28 protein-coding genes and 1 pseudogene are annotated in these 17,262 nt (G+C 32.8%); 26 read left to right on the forward strand and 3 right to left on the reverse strand.

Translation table 11 applies throughout. From position 1 onward, the window contains the following. Positions 1-9: 9 nt before the first annotated feature. The 25 genes from rplP to L3X37_RS04075 all read left to right on the forward strand — a co-directional run bounded on the left by rplP (position 10) and on the right by L3X37_RS04075 (position 15,194). A complete protein-coding gene (gene rplP, locus L3X37_RS03955) occupies positions 10-429 on the forward strand; it encodes a 50S ribosomal protein L16 (RefSeq protein ID WP_237238877.1) in 420 nt (139 codons plus the stop codon). A gap of 13 nt (positions 430-442) precedes the next feature. Then, a complete protein-coding gene (gene rpmC / locus L3X37_RS03960; RefSeq protein ID WP_237238878.1) occupies positions 443-634 on the forward strand; it encodes a 50S ribosomal protein L29 in 192 nt (63 codons plus the stop codon). Between the two features lie 12 nt (positions 635-646). Then, on the forward strand, positions 647-904 hold the full coding sequence (rpsQ, locus tag L3X37_RS03965) for a 30S ribosomal protein S17 (protein ID WP_099563528.1): 258 nt from the start codon (positions 647-649) through the stop codon (positions 902-904). Between the two features lie 2 nt (positions 905-906). Further along, positions 907-1,275 carry a 50S ribosomal protein L14 gene (rplN, locus tag L3X37_RS03970; protein WP_069831953.1) on the forward strand — a complete coding sequence of 123 codons (369 nt, stop codon included), beginning with the start codon at positions 907-909 and terminating at the stop codon, positions 1,273-1,275. Between the two features lie 12 nt (positions 1,276-1,287). Further along, positions 1,288-1,599, forward strand: coding sequence for a 50S ribosomal protein L24 (gene rplX / locus L3X37_RS03975; protein WP_237238879.1), 312 nt, complete (start codon positions 1,288-1,290; stop codon positions 1,597-1,599). A 2-nt stretch (positions 1,600-1,601) separates the two neighbouring features. Continuing rightward, entirely contained in the window at positions 1,602-2,153 is a 552-nt protein-coding gene (gene rplE, locus L3X37_RS03980; protein WP_237238880.1) for a 50S ribosomal protein L5, read from the forward strand. Between the two features lie 3 nt (positions 2,154-2,156). After that, the gene (gene rpsN, locus L3X37_RS03985) at positions 2,157-2,426 is read left to right on the forward strand and encodes a 30S ribosomal protein S14 (protein ID WP_092579393.1); all 270 of its coding nucleotides are present in this window, start codon (positions 2,157-2,159) and stop codon (positions 2,424-2,426) included. Between the two features lie 74 nt (positions 2,427-2,500). After that, positions 2,501-2,899, forward strand: coding sequence for a 30S ribosomal protein S8 (rpsH, locus tag L3X37_RS03990; RefSeq protein WP_237238881.1), 399 nt, complete (start codon positions 2,501-2,503; stop codon positions 2,897-2,899). 18 nt (positions 2,900-2,917) lie between these two features. Beyond that, the gene (gene rplF / locus L3X37_RS03995; protein ID WP_237238882.1) at positions 2,918-3,460 is read left to right on the forward strand and encodes a 50S ribosomal protein L6; all 543 of its coding nucleotides are present in this window, start codon (positions 2,918-2,920) and stop codon (positions 3,458-3,460) included. Positions 3,461-3,470: 10 nt separating this feature from the next. After that, entirely contained in the window at positions 3,471-3,827 is a 357-nt protein-coding gene (gene rplR, locus L3X37_RS04000) for a 50S ribosomal protein L18 (protein WP_237238883.1), read from the forward strand. 6 nt (positions 3,828-3,833) lie between these two features. Next, positions 3,834-4,358 carry a 30S ribosomal protein S5 gene (gene rpsE / locus L3X37_RS04005; RefSeq protein WP_109351401.1) on the forward strand — a complete coding sequence of 175 codons (525 nt, stop codon included), beginning with the start codon at positions 3,834-3,836 and terminating at the stop codon, positions 4,356-4,358. Positions 4,359-4,369: 11 nt separating this feature from the next. After that, positions 4,370-4,549, forward strand: a complete 180-nt coding sequence (rpmD, locus tag L3X37_RS04010) for a 50S ribosomal protein L30 (RefSeq protein WP_099563536.1) — start codon at positions 4,370-4,372, stop codon at positions 4,547-4,549. Between the two features lie 16 nt (positions 4,550-4,565). Continuing rightward, positions 4,566-5,018, forward strand: a complete 453-nt coding sequence (gene rplO / locus L3X37_RS04015) for a 50S ribosomal protein L15 (RefSeq protein WP_237238884.1) — start codon at positions 4,566-4,568, stop codon at positions 5,016-5,018. 15 nt (positions 5,019-5,033) lie between these two features. Next, positions 5,034-6,392 (forward strand): preprotein translocase subunit SecY, encoded by a 1,359-nt coding sequence (gene secY, locus L3X37_RS04020; protein ID WP_237238885.1) that lies wholly within the window; start codon positions 5,034-5,036, stop codon positions 6,390-6,392. 10 nt (positions 6,393-6,402) lie between these two features. Beyond that, positions 6,403-6,618 (forward strand): translation initiation factor IF-1, encoded by a 216-nt coding sequence (gene infA, locus L3X37_RS04025; protein WP_007094967.1) that lies wholly within the window; start codon positions 6,403-6,405, stop codon positions 6,616-6,618. Between the two features lie 4 nt (positions 6,619-6,622). Beyond that, the gene (gene ykgO, locus L3X37_RS04030; protein WP_013305171.1) at positions 6,623-6,739 is read left to right on the forward strand and encodes a type B 50S ribosomal protein L36; all 117 of its coding nucleotides are present in this window, start codon (positions 6,623-6,625) and stop codon (positions 6,737-6,739) included. Positions 6,740-6,742: 3 nt separating this feature from the next. Next, positions 6,743-7,117, forward strand: coding sequence for a 30S ribosomal protein S13 (rpsM, locus tag L3X37_RS04035; RefSeq protein WP_237238886.1), 375 nt, complete (start codon positions 6,743-6,745; stop codon positions 7,115-7,117). 102 nt (positions 7,118-7,219) lie between these two features. Beyond that, on the forward strand, positions 7,220-7,603 hold the full coding sequence (gene rpsK, locus L3X37_RS04040) for a 30S ribosomal protein S11 (RefSeq protein ID WP_237238887.1): 384 nt from the start codon (positions 7,220-7,222) through the stop codon (positions 7,601-7,603). A 170-nt stretch (positions 7,604-7,773) separates the two neighbouring features. Further along, positions 7,774-8,379: a 30S ribosomal protein S4 gene (gene rpsD, locus L3X37_RS04045; protein WP_237238888.1), complete on the forward strand. Its 606-nt coding sequence runs from the start codon at positions 7,774-7,776 to the stop codon at positions 8,377-8,379. A 95-nt stretch (positions 8,380-8,474) separates the two neighbouring features. Next, a complete protein-coding gene (locus L3X37_RS04050; protein WP_237238889.1) occupies positions 8,475-9,467 on the forward strand; it encodes a DNA-directed RNA polymerase subunit alpha in 993 nt (330 codons plus the stop codon). Between the two features lie 72 nt (positions 9,468-9,539). Then, positions 9,540-10,013: a 50S ribosomal protein L17 gene (rplQ, locus tag L3X37_RS04055; RefSeq protein WP_237238890.1), complete on the forward strand. Its 474-nt coding sequence runs from the start codon at positions 9,540-9,542 to the stop codon at positions 10,011-10,013. A gap of 84 nt (positions 10,014-10,097) precedes the next feature. Further along, positions 10,098-11,210, forward strand: coding sequence for a glutamine-hydrolyzing carbamoyl-phosphate synthase small subunit (carA, locus tag L3X37_RS04060; RefSeq protein ID WP_237238891.1), 1,113 nt, complete (start codon positions 10,098-10,100; stop codon positions 11,208-11,210). Between the two features lie 157 nt (positions 11,211-11,367). Further along, on the forward strand, positions 11,368-12,660 hold the full coding sequence (gene eno, locus L3X37_RS04065; RefSeq protein WP_237238892.1) for a phosphopyruvate hydratase: 1,293 nt from the start codon (positions 11,368-11,370) through the stop codon (positions 12,658-12,660). A gap of 184 nt (positions 12,661-12,844) precedes the next feature. Continuing rightward, positions 12,845-14,134: a citrate synthase gene (locus L3X37_RS04070; protein ID WP_237238893.1), complete on the forward strand. Its 1,290-nt coding sequence runs from the start codon at positions 12,845-12,847 to the stop codon at positions 14,132-14,134. Positions 14,135-14,279: 145 nt separating this feature from the next. Further along, positions 14,280-15,194, forward strand: a complete 915-nt coding sequence (locus tag L3X37_RS04075; RefSeq protein WP_237238894.1) for a dimethylarginine dimethylaminohydrolase family protein — start codon at positions 14,280-14,282, stop codon at positions 15,192-15,194. 90 nt (positions 15,195-15,284) lie between these two features. Here the strand turns inward: L3X37_RS04075 and L3X37_RS04080 are convergent, their stop codons facing one another. The 3 genes from L3X37_RS04080 to L3X37_RS04090 form a co-directional block, all read right to left on the reverse strand. Beyond that, positions 15,285-15,722 carry a hypothetical protein gene (locus tag L3X37_RS04080; protein ID WP_237238895.1) on the reverse strand — a complete coding sequence of 146 codons (438 nt, stop codon included), beginning with the start codon at positions 15,720-15,722 and terminating at the stop codon, positions 15,285-15,287. 279 nt (positions 15,723-16,001) lie between these two features. Continuing rightward, positions 16,002-16,505, reverse strand: coding sequence for a hypothetical protein (locus L3X37_RS04085; RefSeq protein ID WP_237238896.1), 504 nt, complete (start codon positions 16,503-16,505; stop codon positions 16,002-16,004). A gap of 4 nt (positions 16,506-16,509) precedes the next feature. Then, positions 16,510-16,764, reverse strand: a complete 255-nt coding sequence (locus tag L3X37_RS04090; RefSeq protein WP_237238897.1) for a hypothetical protein — start codon at positions 16,762-16,764, stop codon at positions 16,510-16,512. Between the two features lie 206 nt (positions 16,765-16,970). On the opposite strand from L3X37_RS04090, the pseudogene L3X37_RS04095 reads away from it, so the two are divergent. After that, positions 16,971-17,262: pseudogene (locus tag L3X37_RS04095) on the forward strand (helix-turn-helix domain-containing protein); the annotation flags it as partial.

Here is a 17,262-nt window from a genome sequence, read left to right on the forward strand (position 1 = left end):
AAAAGAAAAATGTTACAGCCTAAAAGAACAAAATTTCGTAAACAACAAAAAGGACGCATGAAAGGGAACTCGGGTAGAGGTCATCAACTTTCATACGGAACTTTTGGAATAAAATCGTTAGACTCGAATTTTTTAACATCGCGTCAAATTGAAGCAGCTCGTATTGCCGCTACACGTTACATGAAAAGAGAAGGGCAACTTTGGATTAAAATATTTCCAGACAAGCCTATTACAAAAAAGCCTCTTGAAGTACGTATGGGTAAAGGTAAAGGTGCTGTTGAATATTGGGTAGCCGTTGTTAAACCAGGAAGAGTTTTATTTGAAGTAGGTGGTGTGCCATTAGACGTCGCAAAAGAAGCATTACGTTTAGCAGCACAAAAATTACCTGTAAAAACTAAGTTTTTAATTGCTCGCGATTACGAAGCATAATTTATTTGATATTATGAAACAATCAGAAATTAAAGAATTATCTGTAGCCGAGTTACAAGAGAAGCTTGGTGAAACAAAAAAGAGTTATTCAGATCTAAAATTAGCTCATGCAATATCTCCTTTAGAAAATCCAATTCAGTTACGTACCATAAGACGTACCGTAGCTAGAATTGCGACTGAATTAACTAAAAGAGATTTACAATAATTCTGCTGAAAGATGGAAACAAGAAATTTAAGAAAAGAACGTATAGGAGTTGTTACAAGTAACAAAATGCAGAAATCTATTGTGGTTTCTGAGGTGAAAAAAGTAAAACACCCTATGTATGGAAAATTCGTTTTAAAAACGAAAAAGTACGTAGCACACGACGAACAAAACGACTGCAACGAAGGAGATACCGTAAGAATCATGGAAACACGACCTTTAAGTAAATCTAAGTGTTGGAGATTAGTAGAAATCCTAGAAAGAGCTAAATAATTATGTTACAACAAGAATCAAGAATAAAGGTAGCAGACAATACTGGAGCAAAAGAAGTTTTAGTTATCCGTGTTTTAGGAGGAACTAAAAGAAGATATGCTTCTGTAGGAGATAAAATAGTTGTTTCTGTTAAAGATGCAACTCCTAATGGCAACATTAAGAAAAAAGCAGTTTCTACAGCAGTTGTTGTGCGTACTAAAAAAGAAGTAAGAAGACCAGATGGATCTTATATAAGATTTGATGATAACGCTTGTGTTTTATTAAACCCAACGGGTGAAATGAGAGGCACACGTGTATTTGGTCCTGTTGCTAGAGAACTTCGTGATAAACAATTCATGAAAATTGTATCATTAGCACCAGAAGTGCTTTAATACAGAATTAAGATGGGAAAGCTTAAAATAAAAACTGGAGATACTGTAAAAGTAATTGCTGGAGACCATAAAGGATCTGAAGGTAAAGTACAAAAAGTATTTATAGCAAAGAACAAAGCGATTGTTGAAGGTATAAACATGGTTAAGAGACATACTAAACCAAGTGCACAAAACCCTCAAGGTGGAATCGTAGAAAAAGAAGCTGCTATTCATATTTCTAATTTATCATTGTTAACCTCAAAAGGAGAGACAACAAGAATTGGTTATAGAATAGAAGATGATAAAAAAGTAAGATTTTCAACAAAATCTAATGAAGTAATATAGTTATGGCATATTCACCAAGACTTAAAGAAGAGTATAAAAGCAAAGTAATTGCAGCTCTTACAGACGAATTTGGATATAAAAATGTAATGCAAGTTCCTAAACTTACCAAGATAGTAATATCTAAAGGTGTAGGTGCTGCTGTTGCAGACAAAAAGTTAATTGATCACGCTGTTGAAGAATTAACAACTATATCTGGACAAAAAGCTATAGCAACTATGTCTAAAAAAGATGTTGCATCGTTTAAATTACGTAAAGGGATGCCAATTGGGGCAAAAGTAACTTTACGTGGCGAGCGTATGTACGAGTTTTTAGATCGTTTAGTAACTTCTGCGCTTCCACGTGTTAGAGATTTTAACGGAATTAAAGCTACAGGATTTGATGGACGAGGTAACTACAATTTAGGAGTTACAGAACAAATTATATTCCCAGAAATTAATATTGATAAAGTGAACAAAATTTCTGGTATGGATATTACATTTGTAACAACTGCAGATACTGATAAAGAAGCAAAATCATTATTAACTGAACTAGGGTTACCTTTTAAAAAGAACTAAGTTATGGCTAAAGAATCAATGAAAGCTCGTGAGGTAAAAAGAGCAAAAACAGTAGCTAAATATGCCGAAAAACGTAAAGCTTTAAAAGAAGCTGGAGATTACGAAGCATTACAAAAGTTACCTAAAAATGCATCTCCTATACGTCAGCATAATAGATGTAAATTAACAGGAAGACCTAAAGGTTATATGAGAACTTTTGGTATTTCGCGTGTAACATTCCGTGAAATGGCTAACCAAGGTTTAATACCAGGTGTTAAAAAAGCAAGTTGGTAAAAAAAGAATTATAAATTGGTTTTAGGTTCAAAAGAAATAGCTTTTTTGAAAACCATTACCGCAAATTAATAAATATGTATACAGATCCAATAGCGGATTATCTTACTAGAATTAGAAACGCAGTGCGTGCTAACCACAGAGTGGTTGAGATTCCTGCATCTAATTTAAAAAAGAACATAACTAAAATATTATTCGAGCAAGGGTATATTTTAAGTTATAAGTTTGATGATTCAACCGTACAAGGCACAATAAAAATTGCACTTAAGTACAACAAGGAAACAAAAGAACCAGTAATTAAAAAACTTCAACGTATTAGTACTCCAGGTTTACGAAAGTATGCTAGTGCTAACGAATTACCACGTATCCTTAATGGTCTTGGTATTGCCATTGTATCAACGTCTCATGGCGTTATGACTGGCAAACAAGCTAAAAGAGATAATGTTGGTGGCGAAGTATTATGTTACGTTTACTAATTTTTAAACCAGAAAGAAATGTCAAGAATAGGAAATAATCCAATAGCCATTCCAGAAGGTGTAACAGTTGATATTAAAGATAGTGTTGTAACTGTAAAAGGAAAATTAGGAGAGTTAACACAAAATTTCGACTCTATAGATATTAAAGTTGAAGATGGTAGCGTATGGGTTACACGTTCTTCTGATACTAAAGATCAAAAAGCAAAACATGGTTTATACAGATCATTAATGCACAATATGGTTGAAGGAGTATCAAAAGGATGGACTAAAGAATTAGAATTGGTTGGTGTAGGTTATAGAGCATCTAACCAAGGACAAAAATTAGATTTAGCCTTAGGGTTTTCTCACAATATTGTTTTAAATATAGCTCCAGAAGTAAAAGTGGAGACAGTATCAGAAAAAGGTAAAAATCCAATCGTTAAATTAACATCATTCGATAAACAACTTGTTGGTCAAGTAGCAGCAAAAATCCGAGGATTTAGAAAACCAGAACCTTACAAAGGAAAAGGTGTTAAGTTTGTTGGTGAAGAATTAAGAAGAAAAGCAGGTAAATCAGCTTAATAATTAAGTTATGGCATTAACAAAGAACCAAAGAAGAATAAGAATAAAAAACAGAATCCGCAAGGTGGTTTCTGGTACAGAAGCTAGACCAAGATTAACTGTTTTTAGAAGTAATAAAGAAATTTATGCTCAAATAGTTGATGATGTAAATGGTAAAACCATTAGCGCAGCATCTTCTAGAGATAAAGATATTAGTTCTGCAAAAGGAAATAAATCAGAAGTAGCAAACCTAGTAGGTAAAGCTGTTGCTGAAAAAGCTTTAAAAGCAGGCGTTGAAACTATTGCTTTCGATAGAGGTGGATATTTATACCACGGTAGAGTAAAATCATTAGCCGAAGGTGCTAGAGAAGCAGGACTTAAATTCTAAGAAATTATGTTTAAAAAATATAAAAGTGCAGAATTAGTAAAACCAGGTGGATTAGATCTTAAAGATCGTTTAGTTGGTGTACAAAGAGTTACAAAAGTAACAAAAGGTGGTAGAGCATTTGGTTTTTCAGCAATTGTTGTGGTTGGTGATGAAGCTGGTGTTGTAGGACAAGGTTTAGGAAAATCTAAAGATGTTGCTAGTGCTATCGCAAAAGCAGTTGAAGATGCTAAGAAAAACCTAGTACGTATTCCTATTATTAAAGGAACGTTACCACACGAACAAAAAGGAAAATACGGCGGTGCAAGAGTAAATATTATTCCTGCAGCTCCTGGTACAGGAGTTATTGCTGGTGGAGCAGTTAGAACGGTTTTAGAGGCTGTTGGTGTACACGATGTATTATCAAAATCTCAAGGATCTTCAAACCCTCATAATGTGGTAAAAGCAACTTTTGATGCTTTATTACAATTAAGAGATGCTAATGCTATTGCAAGAGACAGAGGTATTTCACTTGAACAAGTTTTTAACGCTTAATACAGACAGAGATGGCAAAGATTAAAGTAACAAAAGTTAAAAGCGCAATCAATCGTACACAAAGACAAAAAAGAACTTTAGAAGCTCTTGGTCTTAAAAAGATTGGTCAAGTAAAAGAGCACGAAGCTACACCTAATATTTTGGGTATGGTTGCTAAAGTTTCACATTTAGTTTCTGTAGAAGAAGCTTAAAAATATAAACTGAAAAATGGATTTAAGTAATTTAAAACCTGCAGAAGGTTCAGTAAAAAACCAAGGTAAAAGAGTAGGTAGAGGACAAGGTTCTGGTAAAGGTGGTACGGCAACTCGTGGTCACAAAGGAGCTAAGTCGCGTTCTGGTTATTCTAAAAAACTAGGATTTGAAGGTGGTCAAATGCCACTTCAAAGACGTGTGCCTAAGTTTGGTTTTACTAACATTAACCGTGTTGAATATCAAGGTGTAAATCTTGACACTTTACAACAAATGGTTGATGATAAGAAAATAAAAGATACAGTAGATTTTGAAACACTTTTCGCTAACCGTTTAGTTGGAAAAAATGATTTGGTTAAAATTTTAGGAAGAGGTGAGTTAAAAGCAAAATTAAAAGTATCTGCTCATAAGTTTACTGCTTCAGCAAAAGCTGCTATTGAAGCTGCTGGAGGAGAAGCAATAACATTATAATATTTTATTATAAGTATGAAATTTATAGAATCAATAAAAAATGTTTGGAAAATTGAGGAACTAAGAAACAGAATCATAGTTACATTGAGTCTGTTATTAGTTTATCGTTTTGGTGCACAAGTTACATTGCCTTTAATAAATACAGAGGTTTTAGTTAATTTAAAGAATAATACAGCTGATGGTATTTTAGGTTTAATCAGTGCCTTTACAGGTGGAGGTTTTTCTAATGCCTCGGTATTTGCTTTGGGTATCATGCCTTACATTTCTGCTTCTATTGTTGTACAGTTAATGGGTATTGCCATTCCTTACCTTCAAAAATTACAAAAAGAAGGTGCGAGTGGGCAAAAGAAAATAACGCAAATAACACGCTGGTTAACCATTGCTATTTGTTTATTACAAGCGCCTGCTTATTTGGCGGGACTACCAGGTTTATCTGGAGTTTCATCAATTTCTGCACTTTTAGTGCCAGGGGCTTCTACATCTATTTTTATGTTCTCGTCCGTAGTTATTTTAGTGACAGGGTGTGTTTTTGCGATGTGGTTAGGTGAAAAAATTACCGATAGAGGTATTGGTAATGGTATATCATTATTAATTATGGTAGGTATTATTGCAACGTTACCACAATCATTTATACAAAATGCAGCGACAAGATTAGAAGGTAATAACGTAATGTTAATTCTTTTTGAATTAGTTATCTGGTTTGTAATTATTTTAGCTTCTATTATGTTAGTTATGGGTGTTAGAAAAATTGCGGTACAATATGCAAGACGTACGGCGAGTGGTGGTTATGAAAGAGCAGCGGCTGGAGGATCAAGACAATATATTCCTTTAAAGCTTAATGCTTCTGGTGTAATGCCAATTATATTCGCACAAGCAATTATGTTTGTTCCTAGTTGGATTGGAGGGGCTTCATTTTTAAAAGATTCAACAGTTGGTGCTTGGATGCAAACCAATTATTCTGATCTTTTTGGATTTTGGTATAATGTAACTTTTGCTTTGCTAATTATTGTATTTACATATTTTTATACAGCAATCACAGTACCTACAAACAAAATGGCAGATGACTTAAAACGTAGTGGTGGTTTTATCCCGGGTATTCGTCCAGGTTCTGAAACTTCGGAGTATTTAGATAAAATAATGTCGCAAATTACCTTACCAGGTTCTATATTTTTAGCGCTTATTGCTGTGTTCCCAGCATTTATTGTTAAGCTTATGGGAGTTAGTCAAGGATGGGCATTGTTTTTTGGAGGTACCTCACTATTAATTATGGTAGGGGTTGCAATTGATACTATGCAACAAATAAACTCTTATTTGTTAAATAGACATTACGATGGCTTGATGAAAACAGGTAAAAATAGAAAAGCTAGCGCTTAATATATATACTATGGCAAAACAGGCAGCAATAGAACAAGACGGAACAATTATAGAAGCATTATCAAATGCCATGTTCCGTGTAGAATTAGAAAATGGTCACATTGTGACAGCACATATTTCTGGTAAAATGCGTATGCATTACATTAAGTTGTTACCAGGAGATAAAGTGAAATTAGAAATGAGTCCTTACGATTTAACGAAGGCTCGTATAACTTATAGATACTAACAAGATGAAAGTAAGAGCATCAGTTAAAAAAAGAAGTGCAGATTGCAAAATCGTGCGCAGAAAAGGTAGACTTTACGTAATTAACAAAAAGAATCCTAGATTCAAACAAAGACAAGGATAAGCTATGGCAAGAATTGCAGGTGTAGACATACCAAAAAATAAAAGAGGAGTAATCTCTTTAACTTATATCTACGGAATAGGTAGAAGTAGAGCAAAAGATATTTTAGCTTCAGCTAAAGTTGATGAAAGTATTAAAGTTCAAGATTGGACAGATGATCAAATAGCTGGCATTCGTGAAGCTGTTGGAACATTTACAATTGAAGGTGAATTACGTTCTGAAACACAATTAAACATTAAGCGATTAATGGATATTGGATGTTACAGAGGTATTCGTCATAGAGCAAGTCTTCCATTAAGAGGACAACGTACTAAAAACAACTCTAGAACAAGAAAAGGTAGAAGAAAAACTGTTGCTAATAAGAAAAAAGCAACGAAATAATAATTAGTCTTTTAGTATTTAGACGTTGGAAGGAATCTGTTTGAAATTTAAAAGGTTTAGGATTCTAGCGACTATCAACTAAAACTAAGAACTAAAAATAATATGGCAAAAACAAGCACAAAAAAACGCAAGGTTGTTATAGACGCTGTTGGAGAAGCTCACATTACAGCATCTTTTAACAACATTATTATTTCATTAACCAATAAAAAAGGCGATGTAATTTCATGGTCTTCGGCTGGTAAAATGGGATTTAGGGGTTCTAAAAAGAACACACCTTACGCTGCACAATTAGCTGCTGAAGATGCTGCTGGAGTAGCACAAGAAGCTGGTTTAAAAAAGGTAAAAGTTTATGTAAAAGGACCTGGTAATGGTAGAGAATCTGCTATTCGTTCAATCCATAACGCTGGTATAGAAGTAACAGAAATTATAGATGTTACTCCATTACCACACAATGGTTGTCGTCCTCCAAAACGTAGAAGAGTTTAGGTAAATATATATTGAAATTAATATCAACTGATTTGCAGTTGGTATTAGTTTTTTATGTGTAAATTTGCAAACTGAAAAATAATAATTAACAAGTATCAACAAGAGACAAAAAGATTATCGAAGGATAAGATTAAGACCTTAATTCATAATCACTCTTAAAAACAATTAAAATGGCAAGATATACTGGTCCTAAAACTAAAATAGCTCGAAAATTTGGTGAAGCTATCTTTGGAGAAGATAAATCTTTCGAGAAAAGAAATTATCCTCCAGGTCAACACGGAAATGCAAGACGTCGTGGAAAAAAATCTGAATACGCAATCCAATTAATGGAAAAACAAAAAGCTAAATACACTTATGGTATTTTAGAGCGTCAATTTAGAGGTTTATTTAAAAAAGCAAGAGCAGCACAAGGTATTACAGGTGAAGTTTTATTACAACTTTGCGAGTCTAGATTAGACAATGTAGTATACAGAATGGGAATTTCTCCTTCTAGAAGTGGTGCAAGACAATTAGTTTCTCATAGACACATTACAGTTAATGGCGAGTTGGTAAACATACCATCTTATCAATTAAAAGCTGGAGATGTTGTTGCTGTTAGAGAGAAATCAAAATCTCTTGACGCTATTGATAGATCACTTTCTAATTCAAGTCACGTTTACGAATGGATTACATGGAATAACGATACTAAATCTGGAACATACGTTTCTGTTCCTGCTAGAATTCAAATTCCAGAAAACATTAACGAACAATTCATTGTAGAATTATATTCTAAATAATAAATTAATCATATTGGTATTTGGCCAAAGGATTTATTAGTCTTCTTCAAACTTTTAAATCGCGCAACCAAATAACAATTAAAACGAAGAACAATATGGCAGTATTTAATTTTCAAAAGCCCGACAAAGTAATCATGATAGATTCTACTGATTTCGAAGGTAAATTCGAATTCAGACCATTAGAACCTGGTTATGGTCTAACAGTTGGTAATGCATTACGACGAGTATTATTATCCTCTCTAGAAGGATTTGCAATTACTTCAGTTAGAATAGAAGGTGTAGATCATGAGTTTTCTGCAATAGCAGGCATGGTTGAAGACGTTACAGAAATTATTTTAAACTTAAAACAAATTCGTTTTAAAAGACAAATTGAAGACATAGACAACGAATCAGTTTCTATTTCAATTTCTGGACAAGAAAAAATTACAGCTGGTGATTTTCAAAAATTCATTTCAGGATTCCAAGTATTAAATACAGAATTAGTTATCTGTAACTTAGATCCTAAAGTTAATTTAAACATGGAAATTACTATTGAAAAGGGTAGAGGTTATGTTCCTGCTGAAGAAAATAAAAAATCTTCTGCACCAATGGGAACTATCTTTACAGATTCAATTTACACACCAATTAAAAATGTTAAGTACAGCATTGAAAACTATCGTGTTGAGCAAAAAACAGATTACGAAAAATTAGTTTTCGAAATCATTACTGATGGCTCAATTACACCTCAAGATGCTTTAACAGAAGCTGCTAAAACGTTAATTCACCACTTTATGTTATTCTCTGACGAGCGTATCACTTTGGAAGCTGATGAAATTGCACAAACTGAGACTTATGACGAAGAATCATTACATATGCGTCAGTTACTTAAAACAAAATTAATTGACATGGACTTATCTGTACGTGCATTAAATTGTTTAAAAGCAGCAGAAGTTGATACTTTAGGAGACTTAGTATCATTCAATAAAAATGACTTAATGAAGTTCCGTAACTTTGGTAAGAAATCATTAACAGAGCTTGAAGAGCTTGTAAATGTTAAAGGTTTAAACTTCGGGATGGATTTATCAAAATACAAATTAGATAAAGATTAATTAATCATATTTTGCTCCTCAACCCGATAACTATCGGAATGAGTTTGGTAGCAAGATGATAAAACAAATGTCATGAGACACGGAAAAAAAATCAATCACTTAGGCAGAAAAACAGCTCACAGAAAATCAATGTTGGCTAATATGGCTTGCTCTTTAATAGAGCATAAACGTATTAATACAACAGTGGCTAAAGCAAAAGCATTAAAGCAATTTGTTGAGCCAATGATTACTAAATCTAAAGCAGATACAACACACAATAGACGTATTGTTATGGCTAAGTTAAGACAAAAAGAAGCTGTAACCGAATTATTTAGAGAAGTAGCAACTAAAGTTGGAGACAGACCAGGTGGCTATACAAGAATTATTAAACTTGGTAATCGTTTAGGTGATAATGCCGATATGGCAATGATAGAACTTGTAGATTATAACGAAATTTATAATGCAGGTAAAAAAGAGAAGAAAACAACTAGAAGAAGTAGAAGAGGCGGATCTAAACCTGCTGTAGCTGCTCCAGTTGAAACTAAAGCATCTAACGAAGAAGAATAAATGTTAATAAGCATTTAATATATAAAGGATAATCTATTTTAGATTATCCTTTTTTTTGTGCAATTTTGTAAAACTTTTTTTTTAATGAAATATAGAAAACGACAAAAAGCCATTATTCTACTAGCAGATGGTACTATTTTTTATGGTAAAGCAGTAGGTGGTAAACAAGGTTCTGCGTTTGGCGAAGTTTGCTTTAATACAGGAATGACTGGTTACCAAGAAATTTTTACAGACCCTTCATACTACGGACAACTTATGGTGGCTACCAATGCTCATATTGGTAATTACGGTACAAATAAAGATGAAGTAGAGTCAGATTCCATCAAAATAGCGGGACTTATAGTTAAAAACTTTAGCTATGTGTATTCAAGAGAAGATGCCGATAAATCTTTAGAAGACTTTTTAAACGATAATAACTTATTAGCAATTTCAGATGTAGACACGCGTGCTTTGGTAAGTTATATTCGTGATAATGGTGCAATGAATGCTGTTATCTCTACAGAAGTTGATAATATAGATGGCTTAAAAAAGAAACTAGCAGAAGTGCCATCAATGAATGGTTTAGAATTGGCTTCAAAAGTATCAACTAAAGAACCATATTATTTTGGTAATGAAAATGCAACTTACAAAATAGCCGCTTTAGATATTGGAATTAAAAAGAATATTCTTAGAAATATTGCAAATAGAGACGCTTACATTAAAGTGTTTCCATACAATGCTAAGTTTGAAGATTTAGAAGCATTTAATCCAGATGGTTATTTTTTATCCAATGGTCCAGGAGACCCACAACCACTAGAAAAAGCGCAAGCAGTGGCTAAAGAAATTATTAAAAGAGATTTGCCGCTATTTGGTATTTGTTTAGGGCATCAAGTTATAGCCTTAGCAAATGGTGTATCAACTTACAAAATGCATAATGGGCATAGAGGAATTAATCACCCTGTAAAGAATTTAATAACAGGAAAAGGAGAAATTACTTCGCAAAATCATGGGTTTGCTGTTAACAGAGAAGAGTCTGAGGCACATCCAGATCTAGAAATTACTCATGTGCATTTAAATGATCATACTGTAGCTGGTTTAGCTATGAAGAATAAAAATGTATTTTCTGTGCAGTACCATCCAGAAGCTAGTCCTGGACCGCATGATTCAGAATATCTTTTCGATCAATTTATTGAAAACATCAAGAAAAGCAAAAACTAGTTTCATAAAATAGGCTTGTCGGTTTTTGATTGCTGAGCGAAGTCGAAGCACTAAAACGTTGTAGATGCATTTTTATTAAATTCTTAAAAAACATCTAAAATAAAACAAGATTTAGCCGTAAATTTGAAGTCATTAAACGATTAAAAAGAAACCAATTATGAGTGTTATAATTAATATCCACGCAAGACAGATTTTAGATTCTAGAGGGAACCCAACAGTTGAAGTTGATGTAGTTACAGAAAATAATGTTTTAGGAAGAGCAGCAGTCCCTTCTGGAGCATCTACAGGAGAGCACGAAGCAGTAGAGTTGCGTGATGGTGGTAATACCTACATGGGAAAAGGCGTTTTAAAAGCGGTAGAAAATGTTAATACAGTTATTGCAGAAGAATTATTAGGCGTTTCTGTTTTCGAGCAAAATTTAATTGATAAAATGATGATCGATTTAGATGGTACTCCAAACAAATCAAAATTAGGAGCCAATGCTATCTTAGGCGTCTCTTTAGCTGTAGCTAAGGCAGCAGCTAACGAGCTTGGATTGCCATTATATCGTTATGTTGGTGGCGTTTCTGGTAATACTTTACCGTTGCCAATGATGAACATCATTAATGGAGGTTCGCACAGCGATGCACCAATTGCTTTTCAAGAGTTTATGATTATGCCAGTAAAAGCAAAAAACTTTACTCACGCTATGCAAATGGGAACTGAAATTTTTCATAATCTTAAAAAAGTATTGCACGATAGAAATTTAAGTACAGCTGTTGGAGATGAAGGTGGTTTTGCACCAAACTTAGAAGGAGGAACAGAAGATGCTTTAGAAACTATTGCAAAAGCAGTTGAAAACGCAGGCTATAAATTTGGAGATGAAGTTAAGATAGCATTAGATTGTGCTTCAGCTGAGTTTTATGAAAACGGTCAGTATGATTATACTTTATTTGAAGGCGCTTCAGGTAAGGTAAGATCTAGTAAAGAGCAAGCTGATTATTTAGCTGAACTTGTTTCTAAATACCCTATTATTTCAATTGAAGATGGTATGGATGAAAACGATTGGAAAGGTTGGAAATATTTAACAGAATTAGTTGGAGATAAAGTACAATTAGTAGGAGATGATTTGTTTGTAACCAACGTTGAGCGTTTATCTCGTGGTATTGAAGAAGGTATTGCCAATTCAATCTTAATTAAAGTAAACCAAATTGGTACATTAACTGAAACTATAGCAGCTGTTAATATGGCGCATAATGCAGGTTATACGTCGGTAATGTCTCATCGTTCTGGAGAAACAGAAGATAATACTATTGCAGATTTAGCTGTTGCATTAAATACAGGTCAAATAAAAACGGGTTCTGCATCACGTAGCGATCGTATGGCAAAGTACAATCAATTACTTCGTATAGAAGAAGAGCTTGGAGAGGTTGCTTATTTTCCTCAAGAGAAAGCTTTTAAAATAAAATAAAAGCGTTTTGCATTTTATTTAAAAAGTGGTTACTATTTTTAGTAATCACTTTTTTTATTTATTATCAATATTAATAATATTAAAAATAGCTAAATCGTTTGTGCTAACCTTTTAAAAATAGAGAGATATTTCGTAATTTCGTAAAGTCGATTATGGCAGCAATCTTAAAAGAAAATTTAACTATATGTCAGATAAAGCTACGTTAGAGGTTAATGGAAATAAACACGAATTTCCTATAGTTGTTGGAACAGAAAATGAAGTTGCAATAGATGTTAAAACATTAAGAGGCGTAACAGGAGGCGTTATAACTATTGATGCAGGTTATAAAAATACTGGGTCTTGTGAAAGTGCTATCACATTTTTAGACGGCGAGAAAGGAATTTTAAGATATAGAGGGTATAGTATTGAAGAATTAGCTGAAAAAGCAGATTTTTTAGAAGTTGCTTATTTACTAATTTTTGGAGAATTACCTACACTAGGACAACTAGATAAATTTCATTCTGATATAAAAAAGCATTCTGTTGTTGATGATGATGTTAAGAAAATTTTAGACGCTTTCCCAAAATCGGCTCATCCAATGGGTGTATTATCATCACTTACAAGTGCTTTAACAGCTTTTAATCCGTCTTCAGTAAATGTAGATTCAGAAGAAGATATGTACAATTCTGTTGTGCGTATTTTAGGTAAGTTTCCAGTGTTAGTAGCTTGGACTATGCGTAAAAAACAAGGTTTGCCTTTGTATTATGGAGATTCTAATTTAGGATATGTCGAAAACATCTTAAAAATGATGTTTAAACAGCCAAATGAAGAACAATATATTCAAAACCCAATATTAATTGATGCTTTAGATAAGTTATTAATTCTTCATGCTGATCACGAACAAAACTGTTCTACATCAACGGTAAGAATTGTGGGGTCGTCTCATGCAGGTTTATTTGCATCATTATCAGCAGGTATTTCAGCATTGTGGGGACCATTACATGGCGGTGCAAACCAAGCTGTTTTAGAAATGCTTGAAGCTATAAAAGAAGATGGTGGCGACACCAAAAAATATATGGCTAAAGCAAAAGATAAGACTGATCCGTTTAGATTGATGGGCTTTGGGCATCGTGTTTATAAAAACTTCGATCCAAGAGCTAGAATTATAAAAAAAGCTGCAGACGAAGTACTTGGTGACTTAGGTGTTGAAGATCCAATTTTAGATATAGCAAAAGGTTTAGAACAAGAAGCCTTAAAGGATGACTATTTTGTTAAGCGTAAATTATATCCAAATGTAGATTTTTATTCAGGTATAATTTACAGAGCTATGGGTATTCCAACAGATATGTTTACGGTAATGTTTGCGCTTGGTCGTTTACCAGGTTGGATAGCACAGTGGCGCGAAATGAGATTAAGAAAAGAGCCAATTGGCAGACCAAGGCAATTATATATTGGTGAAACTCAACGCGCTTTTAAAACCATAGAAAAAAGATAAGATACTTGTATTTACTGTAATTAAAGCTTCATATTTTTATGAGGCTTTTTTGTTTTGTGTTTATATGTTTTTAATGAATTAATAGAAATTAAATATTATTGTTAAAAAATTCTGAAAAAAAGAATATATTTTTTACGTTTGTCGCATGTTAAAATTAAACATTAAAAATGAAACCTCTCTATTACGAGCAGTTGTTTTAGGTACGGCAGAAAGTAATGGGCCAACACCAAAAGTTGAAGATTGCTACGACCCTAAAAGTATAGAGCATGTTTTGGCAGGTACTTACCCAAAAGAAGCCGATATGATTAATGAAATGGAAGCTGTTGCTGCTGTTTTTAAAAAGTACGATATTACGGTTTACAGACCAAAAGTTATAAAAGATTGCAACCAAATATTTTCGCGCGATATTGCTTTTGCTATTGAAGATAAAATTATAAAAGCAAACATTTTACCCAACAGAGAAGAAGAAGTTGAAGCTATAAGATATTTATGGAATCAAATTGAAAATGAAGACAGAATTATTTTGCCGCCGAAGTGCCATGTTGAAGGTGGCGATGTGATGCCATGGAACGATTATATTTTTATAGGCACATATTCGGGAGAAGATTACCCCAATTTAATAACAGCTAGAACAAATATAGATGCCGTAATAGCCATTCAAGAATTATTTCCAGATAAGATCGTAAAATCGTTTGAGCTTAGAAAATCTAATACCAACGCTAAAGAAAATGCGTTGCATTTAGATTGTTGTTTTCAACCTGTAGGAATCAATAAAGCTATTATTCATAAAAACGGTTTTTTAATTGAAAAGGAGTATGAATGGTTAGTTCATTTTTTCGGAAAAGAAAACGTATTCGAAATAACCAAAGAAGAAATGTACAACATGAATAGTAATGTGTTTTCAATTTCTGAAGATGTTATTATTTCTGAGCAAAACTTTACACGATTAAATACCTGGTTGCGTAAACAAGGGTTTACTGTTGAAGAAGTCCCTTATGCAGAAATAGCTAAACAAGAGGGTTTATTGCGATGTTCTACAATACCGTTAATTCGGGATTAATTTTTTAAAGAGTTCGTTTTACGGTAAAGTTAATATGCGCTGTGTTGGTACTAAGATAGCTAAAATGCTAAAGGTCAGGCACAATGTTTTTTAGTTACATTTTTCTATGAATTTTTCAAATATTTCCCCCCATTCATTACTAGGGCGATTAGTTATGTATTCATTTCCTCCTTTTAGATGTATTCCAGCATAGGTTAAAGCAAAGAAAGATAAAACTTGTTTCCCATGGTCTATTAGTTCATAGGTCATTTTATATGGTACAAAAGTGTCAATTTCAATATCTTGGTTATGAGCAAGTAATTTGTTACGTATAGTTTTTAGTTTGTCTATATGCTCAACCAATGGATTATTAATTTCTTTTGTTTCGAAAAAGGCTGTTGAATGTTTTATAAACTCTTTTTTGGAACCATTTTTAAGTAAATCAATAAATTCTGGATAGAATCCAAATTTGTGAAGATGCAATTCAGACTCTAGACGAAACTCTGATAAGTCATCAGTCAGGTCTTGATCTTCAGTGATTTTGTTCATTTATATTACACTTAATTAATGCTATTGAATATAAACTGTCTGCTAATATGGTTTATATCCACGCCGTTACTAAAACAAGTTCAGCAAAAGTAAACCAAGTTATGCTTTTTTCTGATAAAGTTAAGGGTATAAAATAAAAAAGAGGAAGTCGTCTAAAAAGTAATTTTTAGGCGATTTTCTTTTTGATTATTTTTAGTTTTCAATATTAGGGTTCAAAAAGCTTGATTAAAAAAAGACTGCCTTTTCAGACAGCCTCCTTTATAAAATTTACTCATAGTGCTATAAAATCGCTTCTGATTTTCTTAATTTTTTACCTTTTTTAACTTTCTTTTCCAGAGTATCAGCTTCATTTTCAATAGCCTCTAGCTTTTCCATTTTTTCATCATACTCTTCCTTAGTTATATTCCCTTCCTTTTTTTGTGTTTTAAGGTTTTCCTTAACTTCTTTTACACGCTCTCTAGCTTTATTAGCTTTTGACTCACCTCTTTCTACCGTAGTTTCCAGTTCTTTAACTTTCTCTTCTTTTTTTAATTTAGCTTGTCTTGCACGCTCCTGTCCATATGCTTTTCCTTCTAATCCATATTTATCTTTTCCATAAGCACCACCCTTTTCATCAACCTCATTAATTTTTTCTTTCTTCTCCTTTTTTACTTTTTTCTCTTTCTTAATTTTCTTTTCTGTTTTTTCCTTTTTACCAGCATGCTCAGGTTTTTGAGCAAATCCAATAGTTACAAATCCTACTAGTAATATAACTGTAAATATAGTTTTAAGTGATTTTTTCATAATCTTAGTTTTCTATTTTGTTTAACATATCATCCAGTTTCTTAATGGATGCTTCTATACTTTCTTCTGCATTTTTAATCTCTTCTGTAACAGCCTCTAAAGACTCTATTTCTTGTTTTAGTTCGGTGCTTACTTCTTCAATGATAGTCTTGCTATCTGAGTTCTCCTTTTCTTTTTTATCGCCACAACTTAGAGCTAATAGTACCAATAAAATAATAATACTTTTTTTTAACATGATGTATAAAATTTTAGTTATCAATAATTTTAAGACACTTTACTTTAATTTTGGTCACTTTTTTTTATAAAAAAGAGGCTGTCTGAAAAGGCAGTCTCATCTTCTAAAGGTCTGTTTTGTCAAAGTTTAATATCTTCTAAAAGTTGATTGGTAATGATAGATACTTGCGATGTGGAGTAGTTTATACCATTTTAAATAGTAAAAGTCGTTATATTTTAGTATCTTTCACTATGGCAAAACCGAAAGAATTTACAATACAAGAATCTGTTTCTACGCTTGAAACACTTCGCAAACAACAAACTGTTTTTAGAATAGAGAAACGCCTAATTTGGTTAATAGAATTAAAACAAAAACGTTTTAAAACCAGACACGAACTTGCTTATTATTTGGGTGTATCAACAAGAGCACAAGAACGCTGGGCGATTAAGTATCAACAAGGTGGCATAGAATTATTATTATCTGATAAACCTAAAGATATAAAGTCCAGAATTATTACTAAAGAAATTCACCAAGGGTTAGAAA

Source organism: Wocania arenilitoris (assembly GCF_021728535.1).
Lineage (GTDB): Bacteria > Bacteroidota > Bacteroidia > Flavobacteriales > Flavobacteriaceae > Wocania_A > Wocania_A arenilitoris.